Source organism: Shewanella sp. Iso12 (assembly GCF_012030025.1).
In the GTDB taxonomy this organism is placed as follows: domain Bacteria; phylum Pseudomonadota; class Gammaproteobacteria; order Enterobacterales; family Shewanellaceae; genus Shewanella; species Shewanella algae.
In genome coordinates, this window is sequence record NZ_JAAUHW010000010.1 from 134,173 (window position 1) to 154,760 (window position 20,588).

Sequence of the window (20,588 nt, forward strand, 5' to 3'; positions counted from 1 at the left end):
GGGGCTCTTTGTTTAGGGAATCGGGAATAGCCTTTGCTCACTGGGTTTTCGAGCCACATTCGCGGCTTGGACACACCGTCTCGGCGGAAATGCTCCAGGCTCCGGAGAAGTCATTGTAGATAAATCTCTGCTCTGAACCGCGGGCGCTGAAGTGCACCACGAACGGAGTGAATTGGGGCACACCTGCCTGCGCCGCCAGTTGAGTAATGGCCAACTGGGCTATCGGTGAGTCTGGCTCTCCCAATTCAGCCAGCTGTTCTGTACTGAGTTCCAGATGTCTGGGGCTGTCACTGAGTGAGGCGTTTTGAACTACCTTGGCAATGGGGATCTCATGCAGCCTGGCATTCAGCCGTGAATAGGCAGCATATTGCGCAACCCTCTGTTGCAGCGCCGCTTCGCTCACCCCCAGGCTCTTGGCCATATTGGCTCTACGCGCCTGAACCAGCTCCCTGAGTTCGCTTCGTTGCTGACTGGAAAGAGCCGAGAAGGCCATTCCGGCCCCCAGAGTTTGGCTGTAAGTGGTTGAAGACAGTATCGGCTCGCCCAGTGTCTTGTCACCGGCCATCAGCCGGTTCAGTTCGGCGGAGAAGTGAAGGTAGGCTTGCGGATCTTGAAAGCCAAAATATTCCGCATGGGCTTCAATGCGTTGCAGCGTACCCGAGACAGGTTCTGCGATTGCGGTAGATGAAGTATAACCTGCTGAAAAGCATGCTAATAATATCCATTTGTTCATCTTGTATATCCTTATACTTTACTGAGTACGAATATAATTAACAGCCTTGGCTTTCAGGGTCAACGGTTTCATTGTTCGGAAATTCAACAGCAAACAGACAGGGGTTCAGTGAGCTCGAGGCCACTATCGCTGCCATTGGCGGCAGGCATGCGCTATAAACAGCGGCTCGAAGCTGGCCTTATCAGCATAGTGGAGGTGACGTGAAAATAACGTCAAAAACTCCGTAGTTTTTACATGGGGTTACATTTTTGCAGCCTATTCTAAATATCTGTTTCAACTGTCTTTGTTCAATTCGTAGCCTGAGTTATGTTGGCTTTGATTCTTATTCTTGAGGAGTAATCGCATGAGTACAGTATTGAATCAGGCTGCACTCACGGAAGCACAGAGCAGTTTCAGACAAGTACTGCAAACCGTCGGCCCGCTGATCGCCAGGCTGGGGTTCCAGGGGTTCTGGTTTCAGGGGCTGCCAAGCAATGCCAGGGAGTATTTGGAACACCCGGAAAATCAAGGCTTGTTCGCCCCTGTGTGGCTGCGAAGGCCAATAGCCTCACTGGCTTCCTCCGGTAGGATAGCGACCCTGCAACAGTATTATCTGGAACATTTTGCCCGCAGCGACAGTAACTTTGCCGAGTCTTTAAGCGCAGATAAAGCCTGGCGGTATCGCTGGCAAGAGCACGACCCGGTAAAAACTCTGTTTGCCAAACATGGTTACGACACTGTTCTGAGCTTTCCTGTCCCCAGCTATGCCAACCCGACCTGGTTTGGTCGTTTCATATTGCTGGCATCGGGCCGTCCCGAGCCGGATCCGGAACGGGTACAGCAGACCTTGATCTTGGTGCAAAGTCTGCTGTTTGAACATGACAGACAGAGGTTCAACCCCTTTCTGCAGAGCCGGATCTTCAAGGCCAATGCCAGAAAAGTGCTGCGAATGGCCGCAACCGGACTACAAAATCATGAGATCTCTGATCGACTGCACATTAGTGTTCGTGGGGTTGAATACCATATGGAGTCAATGCGCAAGAAACTGGGTGCCAGCAACAGGGCAAATCTGATCCATCTGGCCCATCAATTTGAGTTGATCTGACATGTTAATTCTGCTGGTCGAAGATAATCGTCTGTTGGCAAACAATATTATTCAGTACCTGGCGATAAAAGGCATTGAATGTGACTATGCCGAAACCCTGGCTCAGGCCAATGAACTGCTGAGACAGCAGCATTTCGATGTGGTGGTGCTGGATCTCAACTTGCCCGACGGGGACGGTGTTCGAGCATGCCAGGGCTGGAAGGCCCAGTGTATGACCACGCCGGTGATCATGCTGACCGCCCGCAGCGGTTTGGATGATAGGTTGAGCGGCTTCGATGCCGGCGCCGATGATTATCTGATCAAACCCTTCGCCATGGAGGAGCTGGTGGCCCGCCTAAGAGTCGTGGCTCAGCGCCGTCCGGCACCACCAAGATTACAACTGGGTGAGCTGGAGATGGACTTTGGCAAACACGAGGCCTATCGCCAAGGGCAGTTGTTGTCCCTGAGCCGCACCGGCTGGCAGATACTGGCCTTGCTGGCTCGCCGCAGCCCGGAAACCGTGGAGCGGGAAGAGATAGAGCGTATGCTCTGGCCCGACTGCCCACCTGACAGCGACAGCCTGCGCAGCCATCTGCATCTGTTGCGGCGGGTGGTGGATAAGCCGTTCGACAGTCAACTGATCCACACCATTCGCGGGGTAGGACTCTGCCTGAGGAGTGACTGAAGATGATGCCCAAGTTCAGCCTCAAGCGCAGCTATCAAATTTACGGGCTTATTTTTCTGGCGGTCACTCTGGCCATCAATAGCATCATCCCCCTTTGCATGATGTGCACCGGCATGTTTTCCATGCATGAGATCACTCTGCGTAACGCAGGGCAGGCGGCTGAAGCGGTATTCCTTCAGGGCAGCACAGAGCTGGATACCGACAACATCAGCGTGTTTGCCGACTGGCAGCGGGTGCCGGATAAGATCAAAGCCATCAATGACTTTCAGCCTCCCACTGCAGAAACGGGTATTCGTTATCAGCATCTTGATGGCCCCTATATCGATGCCCTGAGTGTGCATTACACGGCTTCAGGCCAGCCGCTGTATCTGTGGCTGCATTATGATGCCACCCATGATCTTGTTTTTGCGCCCAAGAACATGACCGCCATTTTATTGCTGATAGTGATGACCTTCGGGGTGGTGGCCAGCCTGGCGTTTCATATGCAAAAGCAAGTGATCACCCCGGTGCACAAAATCAGTCAGGCGATCAAACAGCACGACTGGCAAAGCATGAATGGCTTCAGTTTTCCCAAACAAGGCTATGCCGAGCTGCAATCGATAGTGGATGCGCTCAATACTTCGCTGCAGCAGCTACAAAAGGCCCAGCAGCGGGAACTCAACTTCCTGCGTTTTGCCAGCCACGAACTGCGCACTCCTGTGGCTATCTGCCAGTCATCCTTTGAGCTGCTCACCTTGCAAAAGGGCAAGTTGACCGGGCCAGTACTGGCTGCCAGCCAGGCGACGGCGCAGATGAAGTCCATCATAGAAACCCTGTTGTGGCTCACCAACAAGAGCAGCACCAGGCTGGAAAAACAGCGCTTGGCTCCGGCCGAGTTGTTGCGGCAGCTGGCAACTGAGCAGGAGCACGCCCAGGGCAAGCAGGGGGTTATTCAATTGGATTGTGACGATACCCAACTACTGGTGCTGAAAGAGCCTCTGTGCATCATGCTCAATAATCTGCTGCGCAATGCGCTCGAGCATGGCACCGGCGAAGTCAAGGTGGAGCAGCGGGGCAAGTGCATCCGAGTCAGCAACTCAAGCTTACAGGATGGCATGGGAGGTTTTGGTCTGGGGCTGATGTTGGTCAAGCGACTGGCGAAACAGCTGGGTTGGCAGTTCAAGGAATATCGGCCACCGCAGATGTTTATTGCCGAGATAGAAATTACAGATTAAAGGAAAGTGTGAGCTTAGGCTTATATTTATAGATTGGCTATTAATATTTTAAAAAGAGATAGCTTGGTCTGTCTCTTTTTAATTTGTTTGACGGAATTTTCACTTAACTTGTGGTCTCCTGTTATCTACTTCCTTAAACCACAGAGTTTATTTTTTTAAGGATTGTAATCGACCAAGATCACAGCTGCTATTGGTGGCAATTAATTATTATTTTCTCGTCCAATTCATGTGTTTAAAGTTTTCAATTACTTGGCATTGTATTTGTCTGAGGAAATATTATGAGCTCAAAATGGTTGTTGAGTGGGGTGGCACTGGCTATGACATTTTCTGCCAATGTGCAGGCCGATGTAACCAAAACAAGTCTGGATCTTGGTTATAAGTTTTATACCAGTGATACCAAGGATGATAACCCTGGCGTCTTTAACCAACCCTTTCTCAAGCTGAATCATTTGGGTTTGGCCGATTGGGGCAGTTATTTCGCCAATATCAAGCTGGAAAACCCGGGTGAAGTCGCGGAAAACCAGAAGAATGAAGATGGTAAAACCACTTTAAAATCATTGGCAATCATAGAGCATAAGCTGGGTGAAAGCGGTTTTAACTTTTGGGCCCAGAACTTTATCTCTGCCAGTGAGACTCTGGTCGAAGACAACCTGTATCTGGGGGTTACGCACAACAGTAAGTTTGGCGATTTGGCGCTGAACTACGGGGTTGGTTTCAACTATACCTTTGGTCATTTCTCACCAACAGATGAGAACTTCAATGACATTTCAGGTTATGCCCTGGTGCTCAATGCCAAATACCCGCTGAGTTTTGCCGGATTGAAGCACAACTTGTCCGTCAACTACGAAGCGCAGATAGACAGGGATGAAGACCACCAAAAGCTGTTCAGTTACGACAGCTATGGGCACCAGATCATTCTGGGTTGGCAGACCCAATTTACCGATGCCTTCTACGGCAAGTTGCACCTGACTCAGTACGACAGTTGGGGTGCACAGTACAACGACGGTATCGAGTATGGGTTGGCTTTTGGATACCAGTTTTAACAATGGAGCCAGGCTCCCTTTTTTAATCGACAGGAACTGAATATGCAGTTGAACAAATCCGTTTTGGGCGTGGCCGTATCCACTGCCGTGGTGATTACCGGCTGTCAGGTGACCCATGAGATCATCAAGAGTCAGGGGACTGCCCAGGGCAAGCATGGTGAGATCCAGGTAGAAACCAGCATTCAGGATGGCCGTATTGTGGCTATCGATGTGCTGAAGCAGAAAGAAAACCCTGTGTTGGCCGCCGCCGCATTCAAAGATGTGAAACAGGCGATCATAGACAACAACTCTGTAGATGTTGACGGGGTTTCCGGTGCGACCGTGACTTCCAATGCCCTCAAAAAAGCCGTGGCTGCCAGTGTTGAAGCCGCAGGTGTGACTCTGGTTGCCGCCACGGCCACCGCCAAGCATGGTGAAGCCCTGACTCCGGCCGAATACACCTATGATGTGGTTGTGATAGGTTCAGGTGGTGCCGGTTTCAGTGCCGGTCTGGAGGCCATGGAAGCCGGTGCTTCTGCCGTCATCATTGAAAAGATGCCTATCATAGGTGGTAACTCGCTGATCTCCGGCGCCGAGATGAACGTAGCCGGTAGCTGGGTACAGAAGAGCATGGGAATTACTGACTCCAAAGAGCTGTTTATCCAGGACACACTCAAAGGGGGCGACTTCAAGGGTGATCCTGAGATGGTCAAGGTGATGGTAGACAATGCCGTCGATGCCGCCGAATGGCTGCGTGACTATGTCAAGGTTGAGTACTATCCCAACCAGCTGTTCCAGTTTGGTGGTCACAGCGTCAAGCGCGCCCTGATCCCCAAAGGACACACGGGTGCCGAAGTGATTGGCAAATTTGCCAAGAAAGCCGAAGAAGTCGGTCTGCCTATTCACACCAACACTACCGCCGAGCGTCTGCTGATGGACAACAATGGTCGGGTCGTCGGTGTTGAAGCGACCAAAAACGGCAAGAAGATCACTTATCATGCCAAGCGCGGTGTTGTGGTAGCTACCGGTGGCTTCTCTGCCAACGTGGCTATGCGTAAGCAATACAACCCAGAGCTGGATGAGCGTTACGGTACTACGGGTATTGCAGGTGGCACAGGTGACGGTATTGTCATGGGTGAGAAGATCCACGCCGACACCCGCAACCTGGGCTATATCCAAACCTATCCTATCTGTAACCCAGAGACTGGCGCCATTGCCCTGATCGCCGACTCCCGTTTCTTCGGTGCGATTCTGGTCAACCAAAACGGTGAGCGCTTTGTGGAAGAGCTGGAACGTCGCGATGTGATCTCCCATGCGATTCTGGAACAACCCGGTCGTTACACCTATGTGCTGTGGAACAAGGACATCGACGATGTGGCCGGTACCATTGGTATGCACCAAGGTGAATACAAAGACTTCACCAGCCGTGGTCTGATGTATGAAGTGAACAGCATTGAAGAAGCCGCCAAGGTGTTCAACATTCCGCTGGAAAACCTCAAGAAGACCATCAAAGATGTGAACCACTATGCGAAAACCGGTAAGGATGAAGCCTTCAATCACAGAGCCGGGCTGGTGGACTTGAGCAAGGGCCCATATTGGATCCTGAAAGCCACGCCATCAGTACACCACACCATGGGTGGTTTGGTAACAGATACCAAGACCCACGTACTGAATGAACAAGGCAAGGTGATCCCAGGTCTGTTTGCCGCCGGTGAAGTGACAGGTTTGACTCACGGTACCAACCGCCTGGGTGGCAACGCCTATACAGACATCATTGTCTTTGGCCGTATCGCCGGTCAGCAGGCTGCCGCCAACTAAGCCTCCGAGCTACTCATAATCTCCCCTGAAGACAAAAACGGCCCGCAAGGGCCGTTTTTTTATCACCAATCTCTGGGGGAGATGGCTTGTTCGATATCCAGACTGTCGAAGCCATAAGCACGGCTGATGATGTAAAACTCATCGGCGAGGCAATCCCGGGCGACTGTCTCCAGTTCACTGCCGTTGGCTTCAAACTCATCTTGCAGCTCATTGATGGCCAGGGTAGCGGCGTGAGTCAGTTGCAGCAAGGCGCCTTCATCCTCGGGCTTAAGGGCTTCTATCTCGCTGCACAGTTGCAGCAATACGCCTTTGAGTTTATCAACCAGAAAATCCGGAAAATAGCCGTCCAGATACATAGGTGCCAACAATTGCCGCTGCTGGATGACGGGGTTGGTAACAGACATTAGTCTTCCTCATTACTTGCTCAATTGGCCTGCGCCAGTTGTTTCAGATGTTGATACAGGGAATCGCTGAAGCTTTGCTCGTAGGTGAGTCGCAATTGCTGCCTGCCGGCATCGAAATCAAAGGCGCGGTAAATATTCACTTCAATGAGTTGGTCACCTTGGATCAGATATTGGCTGGGCAGAACCTTGTCGGCCAGCTCTGGATTGTCCAGCAGCTCTGTGATCTGCAACAAAGGCGCACCACTCGGGCTTTGGATTAGCTGCCACTCGTAGCTTTCAGGGGTATCGCCAAAGTTCAGCGTGAAACGCTGCTCGCCATCCAGGGTAATTTCATCCTCTGTTGCTATAGGCCAGAAGAGGGTAATCAGCGCCCTGGAGTCGAGATCTTCGGCGTTGGCAACCGGCATCTCCCAGGAAACAAACTCTTCATTCCGGCACATTACATCGGCTTGCTGCGCCGTCCAGATGCGGTAAACCTGCCCAGGCCATTCTAGCTTGGCCAACTGCAGCGCGGCCGGGGTACCTGCCAGCAAGGTTTGCCAGTCTTCGGCGCCGGCCTGGTACTTGTCCACCTGCATAGTGATTGGTACCTGAGTACCATCATAGAAGGTATGTAGTTGATTGCCTTCGATAACCGGCGCGCTTGGGCTATAGCCCTGATCCTTGCGATCGGCATTTATCCAGCGCTCCATTTGAGTATTCCAGCACTCGTTGGCGACCTCATCTCCCAGAGTGACATCCTGGGCCAGAACCTTGCCTTGGTTGACACTTCCGGTCAGAAACTTGGAGGGGTCGCCATATTGCAGGGTGAACACCTCCGCTCCGCCAGTCAGCCCCAGATCAAGCAGATGAGCTTGCTCATCATCTTCCATCAAGCCATTGAGTACTATCACCCAATCATTGTCGTTCATGGTTTTGTCATCAAGAGGTTCCAGGTAACCCAGGGCAACCATGGCGTTGTTTACCTTGTTACGCACCTCTTGGGGATCTGTGGCCAGGAATGTCGCCGCTGTTTGACCACTGGCGGCGATCAACTGTCGCAGCTCATTCAGGGTCATGGCGAGGGTCTGCTCGGCCGCCAGAATGGCCTCATGATTGCCTTCACCGAGTAGCTTTTCTATCTGAGCTTCAGTCAAAGCGTGAATGTGCTGCAGTAACAAAAATGCCTCGGCAAAGGCCGGCGCAGCTGTGACTTCGGCAGCAAGCTGGTAAGGGTTCTCGCTCTCCGGGGCGAACAGCTGGGAATATAGCTGCCTGAGTTCCTGAAGCAGGTTATCGCGCTGGGCATCACCAATGCCCGCTTGCAACATCTGCTGTAAACGACTGAATTCCAAATGGGTCACTAGGTTGATGGCACCCGTATGCTGGTTCAGGGCAAAGAGTACCAGGCTGCCGTCATCAGCAGTCTGGGCAGCGACACTCTGCTTGTTGTGTTGCTGTTTGGCTGAGGTATTGTCACTGGCCTGCGGTAACCAGCTGGCCAGCAGATAATAGTCGGGCGTTGGGTCATCGCTGCGCCAATCGAGCTGATACTTGCCATCGTTGTCGGTAGTTGTTGTGGGCTCATCAGCATCGCAAGACAGGTTACGATTGAGATCGGCGCAGACATCGGCCCCCGGCACAGCACCCAAATAACTAACCTGGCCCTGAGCACTAATATCAGTCGTAACAGGTGGTTGATTGTCATCTGAATCGGAGCCGCCACAGGCAGAGAGCAGCGTAGCACTGAGTGCTACCGACAGGAGGGAAAGTTTACGCATATTGATTCATCCTTGAGTTAAGTTCGTCAAAACGGGTTAAGGCAACTTGGAAAGAAACCAGCCTTTATCGGTTTGGAGAAATTTGCAGCTGACAGAAGAACGGTAGTTTTCTCCTTCTATCAGTAGCTTAACCCGCGCTTCCTGAAGCGCACCTTTCTGTTGCTTGCTTTTGCTGGGTTCGCTGTAACTCACATCTTGGGGCGTAATGGTGCCGAGAGTCTTATCTTGATACCAACGCTTGTGTGAACGGGCCAGTATTTGGGCTGCATGCTCTTGTTCCTTGGCACTCGCTTCGTAGGGCATTAGTGCCACAAAGGCTTGTACATCCTGGTTTTTGATGATTTCAAAACTATCCAAGCACTGTTGAGTCAGCTTCTCATTTGGTTTGGCCGCCACTGGCAGCGTGAAAAGGGTTACTCCAAGTGAAAGATATGCAAATGGAATTTTCATTATTCAACTCCTTGAAACAGGGAAGAGCCTTACGGCTCTTCCCTTGATTTTATTCCTGCTGCAGATTGCGCAACGGCTGATATTGACTACGAGCCTTCTGTTGGGGAGTTCCGACTTCGACCTGGAATTGTTTGACGCTATCTTTCAATAGGTCACGGCCTTCCAATTCATCCCCCGAGACAGAGAGAACATCGCCTTCAAACTGGATGTAATAGGTGCCTATCTCATCTTCAGCCCGGATCCCTACCAGTTTTACTGTGTGGGTGCCTGAGGTAAGCGGTATTGATAAGGGGCCAACCTGGCGTTGCGGGCTACTGCCATCGGTCAGTACTTTATCATCGACAACCAGTTTAAAGATATCGTCGTTGAAGTTGCCGTTATCACCGAAAGTGATTTCCAGTAGATGGGGTACTTCAAACTTGAGTCCATTGCTGAGCTCGTTATCTACTTCCACAGTGACATTACCCGAGACAACATTATTGGGGACTTTCACCGTTAGTTTCCCTGGCTCGACCTTGTTGATAAAGGCAACGATACGTTCACCATTCTTACCGGCGAATGTGACTCTATTATCTGCTTTGGTTTGGCTGAATCCCAAGCCTTCGATGACGACTAAGTCACCGGGTTGGCCGCTACTTGCTTTCAAACGTATGATCTCAAGGCCATCACCAATCTTGATTTTTACAGGTGACTCAGCGCGCTGCCCTCTGTGCTCAACAGCAACGGCGATAGGACCGACAGCGTTTTTCAACATAGAGCCTGGAACGCTTATTTTCAGCAGAGTGCCATCCTCGGAGACAGATTCATATTCACGCTCTTCATAAGCATTGTTGCCCTCATCTTTCAGTTCGGTTAAGGGTTCTTCATCAAACCAATACCAACGTTCGTTAATGCCAAACCCTGTGCCGATGATAGACAACGGCTTGTCTATAGGCTCGGCTTTCATAATGGCAGGGTCTATGTCGACAATTTGCATCCCCCAAGTGAGGGTAAAGTCAGACTTCACCGGTACGCCGACCATATCTGTAATGGTCTTGAGCTGGTCGATCAGTATGTCTGCTACCTGGGCGCCAGTTTTTATCGCTTCCATTTGGCCAATAAAAGGAGCCCATTTGCGTAACGCGGCTCCGGCTGCCAAGGCTGCCAGGTCTTCGGGCTTTACTCCCATACTTTGCAGCACTGCTGTAGTGATGGGGCCCAATTTGCCTCTATTGGCAGGATCGTAGAAGACTTCTATTTCATTTTTATAGAATTCTATCGCAAGCTGTTCCAGGAAGTTGGCAAGGTCAGTTCCAGTAACATTGTCATCCTTATAAAGTTTTTCAGTTTCCTCTATCAGCTTGGGTGAGTACTGGATCACTAACTTGGTGATGACCACGGGGTCGAATCCTGCCGGTTCATAACCTACCCCGATTAAAATAAGGTCAAAAAACTTAAGCAAGATACCGTCTATGACGGTGCGAATTGCCAAGTATTGGCGAGCTTTGAGGTTGGCCTCATCATAGGCAGACTGATTACGAAAGCTAAATGGTGAAGGCCCCAAAGGAGTATCTACACCCGGAGCGAGAACTTGGTAAAGGCAATCTTGATAGGGACAAACATTGTAGTACTGATCTTTGGACCAAAACTCCAGACCAAAGTATGTTCCAGATTGCGGTCCTATTATATTGCCATCCCAAGCTGATTGAGCGTGCTTGCGCAGCGGACTATCCAGCTTGGACTCATCATACTGTCCATTTTCACCCAGAGGGATAATCATGGTACTCAAATAAAGCCGGGTACGATTTTGCAGCTCTGAGCAGCCATCGTACTGGAGTTTGTTTTTCTGTTCTTTGGTGATCTCGCTGTTATTGGGACAGCTTGGATCCGACGGTAGCCAATTATCGAGGAAGTTAGTGGCCGCAAGACTATAGTCAAAGTAAGCCGTACCATAATTGGTGATGTTTGGTTTAATGCTTCCGGTTGCTGAAGCTCGCTTGACCATGGCCATAGCCATTGGAGAAGCATTGAATGACTGGGCTTTGGCTGTGTTGCCAACCTGGTTCTGACTATAGCGCTGATATATCTTGTTGCTGTTGCTTATTAGCAACAGGTTTGTTGCTTGAGATAATTGCTCCAGTGCCATTGGAGAACTTTGCAGCATGCCAGCGAAGTGTTCCTGCAGTTCTATGAACTCAGGATAAGTCACTATGGTGTCGCGAAAATTAGCCAACGAAGCCTGTGGGATCTTGTCAACGCCAATAAAGTCCAGCACGTACTTAAAAGTCGTACTGTTTATATCCAATGTCAGTTGTTGTTCGCCTGGTAACAAGTAACTGTTTAGATAAACATATCCCTGACTATTATCTGCAGTAGGAACAAAGGCTGTGACAGGAGTCAGCCGATTCTTAAAGACTTTAATGTTTGCCCGACCGTTGTAATCCAGTGTCGTTGTGGTATTCAGCAGTGTTTCTACACGTACACCTAAGGGATCAACACCGCCTACAGAGGTGAGGCTAACTTCTGCTTCTTTGAGTACATAGTATTGTACTTGGTTGCTCTGTCCCTGGGCGTTGTTGATTTGCAGCGTACCGTCGACAAGTCCTGTTGGGACGTTCACTCTCGCAGAATGGGCTGTATTTGAAATGACCTCCAAAGGTATTCCATTGGCTGTCACTGTGATATTGCCATTTAGGCTGTCACCATAGAGAGTCACCTGGGCGTTTTCGTCAAGCATCACTGCGCCGGCTGTGCTGATAACCGGGGTGCCTGCAGGCTGAAGTTTCAAAGCTCTCGCATTGGTGCGCAGAGCACCATCAGAGACAAAAACTTCACTGGCACCTTTGGGCAGTACTGTAGTGATAAGACCTGAGGCTTGAGTTAAAGGTAAGTTGATTGGAGGTAAGCCTTCCCGGGTGATAACCAAAAAGTGTTGACCGGCAGATAAGGGAGAATCCAATTCTACGTTCAGTGTATCGCCTTCGCGGAAAAACCTGACTTTGGTATCGTTATGGACTGTATAGGCCTGCCCCAGGATAGCTACGGAGCTGATACTGACGGCGGTCAGCCTGTCCTGATCATTGATATCCAGGACGCCATCATTGTCATCGTCCAAGTCCAGAAAATCAGGGACTCCATCAAGATCTCTGTCCAAAGGGTGCTTGGGATTGTCGCCGGCCTCAATGGCATCAGCGATGCCATTGCCATCGGAATCCAAATCGAGGAAGTTCCCCTGGCCATCGCCGTCTGCATCGGCGCCACCCTCAAATCCATCACTCAGGCCATCACCATCACTATCTGTGTCATACCAGTTGGGAATACCATCGCCATCTGGATCAAAGTCATCGGCTGCTAAACCATACAGATACTCCAGAGTATCGGGTATACCATCTTGGTCTGAGTCATCACTCTCTGGATCCATGCCCAATGCCAGTTCTTGCTGGTCATAAACTCCATCACTGTCACGATCAGCAAAAATACGGGCGCTGTAGCTGAAGCTAGGACGGCCATCAAAGTTAATATCGTTGATGCCAATGTGATAAAGGCCATCTTTAAGAATTTCAACGCTGATAGCGACTTTCTTGAGCACAGGATCTATTTCCAACTCACCAAAGTTGAGTGCATTACCCTGAGCATCAGAAAAGTAGATATTGGGTTTGAAATCCGGATCCTCATAGCTGAGCATCAAGGTATAGAATTGACCGGCTTCTCCTTCAAAGGAAAACAGATCGCCATTGTCTGATTTTTGAGAAATGGCTCCTCGCACCGTAAATGGGGGAGCCATTCCTGCCTGGGTTGCGATTGAGGGGTTATCGTTGGGTTCTTGCTCAATAATTTGAGGAAATTGATGTTTTGTTGGATCAAAAGGGTAATCATCCCTCTCATCCAGAATACCGTCATTGTCCTCATCACGTATTTCCCAGCTACCTTCATGGCTGGGTGGATCAACCGGGTCTGGGTCAGTTGGATCCGTCGGGTCGGTTGGATCTGTTGGGTCAGTTGGAACTTCCTGACCCGGGCCTTCATCTGGCTCTAGCTCACCATTACAACCACCGGTCAGCATTATCCCGGCTATCAGCAGAGCCAGGTAAGTTTTTTTGGACATGATTTACTTCCCTATAAGTGTTGGTTACATCCTGAAAGGAGTTTGCATACGCATAAGGCCATCAGAGACCATAGCAAGATAAATATCCCCGGTAGCTCGGCTGAGCAGATTGCACTCCAGTTGCTCCTTGCTGGGCATGTATAGTGGCGAACTGACAATCTCTCTGAGTACATAGTTGGCAAAGGGAACGATTAACTTTTGGCACCAGCGAACTTCTATTTGTAGAAGATTCGCATCCTGGATGTTCAGTTGTCGGTTATTCCCAAGGTTTTGTAACGCCGGATTACGGTACATAAGGTTATTGTTGGGGATTTCATAGAGGCTCTTGCCCTGGTAGGTGGACCTTACTTTAAAGCGATCGAAGACCTTCTTATCCGGGCTGAGAATGGTTATCTTGGCTTGGGTTGTCACCGCAATCCTGGCTTTGGCTAACGCTCCCAAGGTACCTGTCAGGCTGGGATCCTGATTGTAAAGGGGCATCATACCTTCGCTCAGCCCTTTACGTATGGCACTCAAACTACCGTGATTGAGGGCTCCTGAGTGCACGGCTTTGACGGTTGCAGCATCCAAGGTGCTCTTGGCGGAATAGATAAATCCCCATTGAACGAGCAACATCATGGCAACCAATACCAGTGGCATCAGAAAGGGCAGAGCGAGGTTAAACTCCATCATCGCTTGGCCTGTTTGCGATGTTAACCGTTTCATCTCGCGGCCTGCTCCGGGCTGGGTTCACGTTGCAGTTCGTAGATGGCTTGGAGCAACGCTTTTATTTGCCTATGAACCACAGAACTAGTGTCACCATGCTGTTGGGCTATTTCCAATACCTGAGCAGATTGTTTCAAGCGTACCAGGCTCATGTTATACCAAGCTTTTTGATTGTCTGGCTCAAGCTCAATGCAACGTTGATAGGCCGCTATGGCAGCATCTTGACGTCCGGTTCGGGTATAGATGTTGCCCAGACGAAACCAACCGGGAGCGTAATTGGGAACAGATCTCAACACTTCGAGGTACAGACTTTCAGCCTGATCCATCATCGCCAGCTTGTAGGCATGTTCAGCTCTGGCTTGTATCTCCATGATAGCCTGGTTGCCCTGGTGCTGTGTTTGAGAAGCGCACCCTTGCATAATCAACATCAGGGTGCACATAAGCGTGATTAGGAACTTTTCCATCTGAGTGTTTCTCCTTCATGGATTTGGGCCTTGGCTGCTGTTCCATTTACCAGCTCAAGTGTGTGATGGGCGCCATGGCAAAAACTGCTGCGCCAGGGTTTGAGTTCGGAAACCACTTTGAGGACTGTGTGCTGGGCATCCAGATACACTATGTCCAGCGGATAACGCATTCCTATAGTGTGTACCGAGCTGCAGGGGCTGATTAACATTCCCTGAGCAGGTGTTAATTTTGGCCTTCCCAGTAACCCTCTTAGACGCAGCCAGGGATTGTTGGCCAGAAACACTTGCCCTAATTCATAGCCTGAGGCTGTAATAAGTGTCTTGGTTTCCATCTTCATAGCTCGTACATAAACTTCATAACTATCGGGAAAAGAAGAATCATGAAGGTGACAGGGAAGATGAACACTATGAGTGGGAATACCAGCTTTACTGGAGCCTCCAGGGCTTTCTTTTCGGCACGTTGGAAACGTTCTACTCGGCGCTGGTCTGCTTGAATTCTAAGTGTTTTACCCAGGCTTGCTCCGGTTCTTTCTGCTTGAGCCAAGGCACTTACCAAGCTGTTGATTTCGGTTATTTGTACCCGTTCGGCCATATTCCTAAAAGACTGAGCTCTGGACATCCCGGCGCGCATATCGCGGATAACCTTTTCAATTTCAATTTTTAAAGGCCCTTCTGGACCGCGTTCAACCGCTTGGGTCAGCGCACCAGTCATATTCAAACCGGCTTCGATGGACATGGTCAGATAGTCCAGATACACAGGCAGCACTTTAACAATGTCTAGCTGACGCTTCTTACGCAGATCGTTCAGTGTCATCACGGGGAGGAAATAACCAACAATGGCAGCAAAGAGCAGGTAGCGGCTGTTGACCTCTCCCAGCATCGCGGTTGCTGCCAGCATCAGTCCCACTGCAAATAGCGTGCTGAGGATCCTGATGGCGAAGTATTGCTCGGCGCTCATGATGTATGACAGGCCGGATATCTGTAGTTTCTTGGAAACCCGTTCCAGATAGTCGACACTGAGCTTCTCACTGATGTAGAAAGCCAATACTTGCACCAGTGGCCAAATTATTTTTAACCCAGGTGAAAGCGGATCCATGAACTCCCTGTTATCGGGAGGAACCCGGCGATAAATCCTTGCGCAACTGATAATGGTGAAGCCCAAAGCACAGGCGTAGCAGAGGATGATCAGATTAACCATGATTGCGGCTCCTACTACACATCGATAGTGACTATCTTACGAATGGATATGTAACCGCAGAACAGCATCAATACGACGACTGCGATGGTGAGCCAGCCCAAGGGCTCGGTAAAAATGCGTCCCATGGCATCCGGCTCCATGTGATTGAGTACTACCCCGATAAACACTGGTAGCAAGGTCATCACTAATCCCTGAAGCTTACCTTGTGATGTTAGCGCGTCTATCTTGCCTTCCATCTCCAGCTTTTTTCGCAGTGTACTGGACAGCCTTGACAGTACTTCAGCCAGGTTTCCCCCTACTTCTCGGGATATTTGCATACCGGCAATCACTAACTGAAATTCGGGTTCAGGAATTCGAGCATACATGTTGTTCAGAGCGGTATTGAACTCTACCCCCAAGCGTTGCTCCCGCAGAAACAACTGAAATTCCTGCCGTATGGGGGCATCCATTTCCTCAGCCATAAATTCAATGGCTGAGGTGGTATTGGCGCCGGACTGCATTGAAGAGGCGATCATATTAAGTGCATCAGGCAACTGTTCGACAAACTTACGTTGGCGACGCTTACGTAGATAGCGATATGCAAAGCGTGGCAGCAGAGCCAATATTATGCTGAGGACAATACCCAGTATCAAAGAACCAAACAGCAACCAAACTAGAAATGGCACTGATACCAAAGTAATAATGTTCATCAAAAACAGTTGCTGCGGTTCGATGAACATGAACATATCGGCAAGGTTTGTACTGGCTGATGTGGTGAATTTGTCCTGATATTCTCTGGCCCAATTAGACGACAGGTGCCTCAATGACCACACCAGCAGCACCGCACTGATACCAATGCAACCTATGATGAACAACGGACTACTCATGGCGAGACTCCCGCTCAAAAATATCCAGTTTGACCTTGATACCTTGTTGCCTTAAGCGCTCATAAAACTCCGGGACAGAACCGGTTGCCGTATAGTAACCCTGTACTTTGCCGTGCTCGTTGAAACCCGTCTGTTGAAAACGGAATATCTCCGAGAGTTGCACTATGGAGCCTTCAATGCCGGTGACCTCGCAAATGCTGGTAACGCGACGAGAACCATCGGCGAAACGTGATTGCTGGACTATGATATTGACGGCTGAAGATATCTGTTCACGAATGGCTTGTACCGGTAATTCCATGCCAGCCATCATCACCATGACTTCCAGCCTTGAGATACAGTCTCGTGGTGAGTTTGAGTGGGCTGTAGTCAGCGAGCCGTCATGCCCCGTATTCATGGCCTGAAGCATGTCCAGTGCCTCACCTCCACGGCATTCACCGATAACGACTCTGTCAGGACGCATCCGAAGACAGTTTTTGACCAGATCACGGATCTCTATGGCGCCTTTACCTTCCTGGTTGGCTGGACGAGCTTCCAGTGAAACCAGATTTGGTTGATAGAGTTGCAACTCGGCGGCATCTTCAACTGTGATAATGCGTTCGCTTTCCGGAATAAAGTTGGAGAGAACATTCAACAGGGTTGTTTTCCCTGAACCTGTACCACCAGAGATAACGACATTTCGCTTCTGCTTAACTGCAATTTCCAGAAAGTCAGCCATTGCCTGACTCATAGAACCAAAGCGCACCAGATCACTACAGTTCAGTCGCTGCTGCATAAATTTACGTATGGTGATGCATGGGCCTTTAAGAGCCAAAGGTGGTATTACTGCATTAACCCGGGAACCATCTTTAAGACGCGCATCCACCATGGGTGAGCTTTCATCTATGCGTCTGCCTATTGGTGTAACTATTCGCTCTATGGCGCCCAATACGGCCTGATCATCTGAAAAGGCAACGTCTGAAAGAAACAGCTGGCCGGCTTTTTCATAAAAGATCTGATCATGACTATTAACCATGATTTCAGACACTTCAGGGTCTGCAACCAAGCCTTCCAAGGGGCCAAGCCCTATGGTTTCATCCAGAACTTCTTCTATTAGAGAGTTGACTTCAATCTCTGCAGGAAGCTGCATTTGGCTAATGATTTGCTGGATAAGAGACTCACTCTGCTGGCGTAGCTCCTGGTCGCTCATCTCGTTGACGTTGACCCTGCGAAGATCCATCTGTTTCAGCAGTTCTCTGTGTACCCGTCGGCGCCACTCATTTCTGAATTGAATATGATCCAGCTTGGCATTGGTCATAGCCAGTGGTTTCATGTTCCTAGTGCTTTCAACGTCTGCAACCTGCTTGTCAGCAGGATTCTCCGGTGGGCATTCTGCTGACGAATCTTTATTGTCGAACTGGTATTCGGGATCTTGATTAATCACGCGAAGCTGATAATCCCCTACCTGTATCCTGTCTGTTGTCTTGAGTGGACCGAAACGCTGCCGCTTTTCGTCATTCACCCTGATACCGGTGCGGCTCTTGTTGTCTTCCACGAAGATGCCTTCTTCATCCTGTATGAGCGTGGCGTGCAAGCGTGAAACTTTGAATCCTCTCAAGACGATAAGGTTGTCTGGATCTTTGCCTATTTGGCACTGGGAATGAATACATTGAAACTCACCGACCCGGGTACCTTTATTGGTGCTCACCATAATACTGAACATATACCGCTCCTAGTCCAGGATGTAGAAGGCTTCTAGCTGGTCAGCTTCTGCCGCCAGTTCTTTACCCCGGGCCAACTGTGCTTCGTGCTCTTCATGACCCGGATAAACTATTGTAGGGGTAACGAAAATAACCAGTTCGGTCTTGTTTTCCCTAAAATTACGTGACTTGAATAGTTCTCCCAGGATGGGAATATCACCAAGCAGTGGAAAACGGGAAACGGACTTTGACATTTCGCTGTTGACCAGCCCTGAAATCACCATGGTTTCTTTGTTTTTGACGTTGATTACGGACTCTGCTTTACGGGTGAGTAGGCCGGGAACATCATCAATAGCAACTGAAGGGTCAATCGCACTGACTTCGGCTCGCACTCGGCTAATGATATTTTGATGTTCGTCCACCTCAGGTTCGATATCCAACTTGATCCCATATTCCTTGAATTCTACGGTGACGACGCCCAGGGCTGAGGTCATAGGGATGGGGAACTCGCCTCCGGCCAGGAAGCTGGCAGCCTCACCACTTCGAGTGGTGAGGTTGGGTTGCGCCAGCATGCGGGCATCCCCCTTTTCGGCCATCAACTGAATCTTGGATCCAATTCCGGTAACTATGCCGAAATAACTCCATCCTCTGGTATCCAGAACACCAATGCTGTCTGAAATAGCCTCATTGATGGTGCCGACATAATTGCCAGGAGATGTCACACTGAAAATGGGGTTGGCAGTAAAGGCTTTAGCTGCACCAAAGGCTGGGCCTGACATAACTGAATCCCATTGAATACCAATGTTGTTAAGACGAGATTTATTGAACTCGACTATCTGCACCTGCATTTTCACCATGGGAACCATGTCCGGGGCATATTGTTTGAACTCAACAAGTGAAATCAGGTTTGGGTGACTGGCCAGTATTTTTTCAACGACGCCTTTATGTTTCTCATCGACTTCTCCCTGAACGACCAGTAGCTCATTGGATTGAGTCACACTTAGCTTGGGGAAAGAAGCCAGTAGGTGCTGGATATTCTGGATGCTGGTCAGTTGGTTTTTGGCATAAACAGTGACACTGCGCTTGATGAGTTTCCCATTTTTTTGCCACAGCTGAAGGTCTGAGACACCTTCAGACTCACCTATTAACAATACTCCTTTATCATCAATGACTTTGGCACTGAGAATTGCACCATTTCCGACCACAACGCGTTCAACATTGTTGACCTTATAGAGCTCCACTGCGCCGACATAAAGCGAGAGAGGAGGGTTGTTATGGGCAAAGGTCTGCCATGGCAACAGCAAGGCTGCCAGAAAGAGGATGAAACTTCTCATAATGCGGTTCTTGTCTCTTGTTGGGTGATTTGCAGCTTAGGCTCGGCTGCATCTGGATTTGGGTATTCTTGATATTGGGTTTGAACGCCGCCGCCACCGACAATAATCTCTACCAGGCGACTATTGTCAGAAGCTGATTTTTCAAATATTTCATCCTGATACAGGGAAGCAAACTCCAGTGGCAAAGTTTCCTGTTGATTACGCAACAGAGTGACAAATGAACCTTTGTTGCGGGCCAAGGACACCCTGGCTGCATCATCCACGGATAAAGCCAAGGTCACAGTATTGTAGGAGGCGGGATCTTCAAATAGGGTGTCTGCCAGTTCATCAGGTACTTCCTGGCTGCGTCTGCCGGTTGCCAATACAGTGACGTCTTCCAGAAGTAGCTGTAACTTCTTGCGATTGTTGTTGTTGTCACCCAGCGGTTCGTCATACGCCAACAATAGATCGATATGATCAGATGGAACCAACATTCCGGCCGTTGAGTTAATGACATCAATCTCGATAGTCACTGCACGTTGGCCTTCATCAAGCATGTCGGAAAATTTACTGACACCATGGCCGGGTACATAAGCAGTAAGCAGGGGTCTGCCGGGAGCCATCGGGTGTAATAGCATCTTGCCGACCACCTCACCGAATTGACTGGGATGGTAGGCTTCCAAGGGGACTATATCGGCTCGTATTTGCCGTACGGTCATATTCTGCTCAGAAATGATCATACCTTTTTCAAGAGGTTGATTGGCTACAAGCACGTCAGCCATCACGACATCACTGTCACTGAGTTCAGCTCTGAGCTCGGCTTCCCGCTGCTCGAAATATGATTTGGTTGCAAAGGCTGCGACACCACCCAAGGCGATGGCAACCAGCAGCAGGATCCAGTTAAAGTCTATCGATTTCAGTTTCATCTTTTGTCTCAATACTAAAGAGGTAATGCAGGCAGTGATTTGGCATAGGCGAATGCGGTATACCAAGCTCTGAGAGCCTCCAGGCACAGCTCGACCACATTCTGGTCGCCTTGAGATTCTATTGGGGTCAAGAGTGCGGCGACCAAGGCACCGCACACCACGAGATACTCAAAGCTTGCTTGTCCTTTTTGGTTTTTGTTTAACACC

At 49.8% G+C, this 20,588-nt stretch carries 19 protein-coding genes; 5 read left to right on the forward strand and 14 right to left on the reverse strand.

All coding sequences use genetic code 11. The features are described 5' to 3' along the window. Window positions 1-37 precede the first annotated feature (37 nt). Window positions 38-733, reverse strand: a complete 696-nt coding sequence (locus HCX89_RS16320; protein ID WP_101060204.1) for a hypothetical protein — start codon at window positions 731-733, stop codon at window positions 38-40. A 343-nt stretch (window positions 734-1,076) separates the two neighbouring features. Here HCX89_RS16320 and HCX89_RS16325 point away from each other — a divergent pair, with 343 nt between their 5' ends. The 5 genes from HCX89_RS16325 to urdA all read left to right on the forward strand — a co-directional run bounded on the left by HCX89_RS16325 (window position 1,077) and on the right by urdA (window position 6,535). Further along, a complete protein-coding gene (locus tag HCX89_RS16325; RefSeq protein ID WP_025010620.1) occupies window positions 1,077-1,817 on the forward strand; it encodes a helix-turn-helix transcriptional regulator in 741 nt (246 codons plus the stop codon). Between the two features lies 1 nt (window position 1,818). After that, a complete protein-coding gene (locus HCX89_RS16330) occupies window positions 1,819-2,481 on the forward strand; it encodes a response regulator transcription factor (RefSeq protein WP_025010621.1) in 663 nt (220 codons plus the stop codon). 2 nt (window positions 2,482-2,483) lie between these two features. After that, a complete protein-coding gene (locus HCX89_RS16335; protein WP_044733390.1) occupies window positions 2,484-3,695 on the forward strand; it encodes a HAMP domain-containing sensor histidine kinase in 1,212 nt (403 codons plus the stop codon). A gap of 278 nt (window positions 3,696-3,973) precedes the next feature. Further along, window positions 3,974-4,738 carry an outer membrane protein OmpK gene (locus HCX89_RS16340; RefSeq protein ID WP_167716705.1) on the forward strand — a complete coding sequence of 255 codons (765 nt, stop codon included), beginning with the start codon at window positions 3,974-3,976 and terminating at the stop codon, window positions 4,736-4,738. 42 nt (window positions 4,739-4,780) lie between these two features. Further along, window positions 4,781-6,535, forward strand: coding sequence for a urocanate reductase (gene urdA / locus HCX89_RS16345; protein WP_025010623.1), 1,755 nt, complete (start codon window positions 4,781-4,783; stop codon window positions 6,533-6,535). A 62-nt stretch (window positions 6,536-6,597) separates the two neighbouring features. Here the strand turns inward: urdA and HCX89_RS16350 are convergent, their stop codons facing one another. From HCX89_RS16350 to HCX89_RS16410, 13 genes are all read right to left on the reverse strand, one after another. Next, window positions 6,598-6,939, reverse strand: coding sequence for a DUF5713 family protein (locus HCX89_RS16350; protein WP_025010624.1), 342 nt, complete (start codon window positions 6,937-6,939; stop codon window positions 6,598-6,600). Between the two features lie 20 nt (window positions 6,940-6,959). Continuing rightward, a complete protein-coding gene (locus HCX89_RS16355) occupies window positions 6,960-8,699 on the reverse strand; it encodes a hypothetical protein (protein ID WP_167716707.1) in 1,740 nt (579 codons plus the stop codon). A 36-nt stretch (window positions 8,700-8,735) separates the two neighbouring features. Next, window positions 8,736-9,149 carry a hypothetical protein gene (locus HCX89_RS16360; protein ID WP_025010627.1) on the reverse strand — a complete coding sequence of 138 codons (414 nt, stop codon included), beginning with the start codon at window positions 9,147-9,149 and terminating at the stop codon, window positions 8,736-8,738. Window positions 9,150-9,198: 49 nt separating this feature from the next. After that, entirely contained in the window at window positions 9,199-13,191 is a 3,993-nt protein-coding gene (locus tag HCX89_RS16365; protein ID WP_167716709.1) for an IPT/TIG domain-containing protein, read from the reverse strand. 66 nt (window positions 13,192-13,257) lie between these two features. Then, window positions 13,258-13,938, reverse strand: a complete 681-nt coding sequence (locus tag HCX89_RS16370; protein WP_254428400.1) for a TadE family protein — start codon at window positions 13,936-13,938, stop codon at window positions 13,258-13,260. Continuing rightward, window positions 13,935-14,402: a tetratricopeptide repeat protein gene (locus HCX89_RS16375; protein WP_025010629.1), complete on the reverse strand. Its 468-nt coding sequence runs from the start codon at window positions 14,400-14,402 to the stop codon at window positions 13,935-13,937. Before HCX89_RS16375 ends, HCX89_RS16370 begins: the two co-directional genes overlap by 4 nt. Further along, window positions 14,387-14,734: a DUF192 domain-containing protein gene (locus HCX89_RS16380; RefSeq protein ID WP_107111716.1), complete on the reverse strand. Its 348-nt coding sequence runs from the start codon at window positions 14,732-14,734 to the stop codon at window positions 14,387-14,389. The genes HCX89_RS16375 and HCX89_RS16380 overlap by 16 nt, the downstream gene beginning before the upstream one ends. 2 nt (window positions 14,735-14,736) lie before the next feature. Continuing rightward, window positions 14,737-15,600, reverse strand: a complete 864-nt coding sequence (locus HCX89_RS16385; protein ID WP_044733386.1) for a type II secretion system F family protein — start codon at window positions 15,598-15,600, stop codon at window positions 14,737-14,739. Window positions 15,601-15,614: 14 nt separating this feature from the next. Beyond that, on the reverse strand, window positions 15,615-16,466 hold the full coding sequence (locus HCX89_RS16390; RefSeq protein WP_025010632.1) for a type II secretion system F family protein: 852 nt from the start codon (window positions 16,464-16,466) through the stop codon (window positions 15,615-15,617). Then, window positions 16,459-18,165, reverse strand: a complete 1,707-nt coding sequence (locus tag HCX89_RS16395; protein ID WP_025010633.1) for an ATPase, T2SS/T4P/T4SS family — start codon at window positions 18,163-18,165, stop codon at window positions 16,459-16,461. The genes HCX89_RS16390 and HCX89_RS16395 overlap by 8 nt, the downstream gene beginning before the upstream one ends. Before the next feature lie 9 nt (window positions 18,166-18,174). Beyond that, entirely contained in the window at window positions 18,175-19,476 is a 1,302-nt protein-coding gene (locus tag HCX89_RS16400) for a type II and III secretion system protein family protein (protein ID WP_025010634.1), read from the reverse strand. Next, complete coding sequence (gene cpaB, locus HCX89_RS16405) at window positions 19,473-20,381, reverse strand: Flp pilus assembly protein CpaB (protein ID WP_028780580.1); 909 nt, start codon at window positions 20,379-20,381, stop codon at window positions 19,473-19,475. Before cpaB ends, HCX89_RS16400 begins: the two co-directional genes overlap by 4 nt. A 14-nt stretch (window positions 20,382-20,395) precedes the next feature. Beyond that, window positions 20,396-20,587 (reverse strand): hypothetical protein, encoded by a 192-nt coding sequence (locus tag HCX89_RS16410; protein WP_025010636.1) that lies wholly within the window; start codon window positions 20,585-20,587, stop codon window positions 20,396-20,398. Window position 20,588 lies beyond the last annotated feature (1 nt).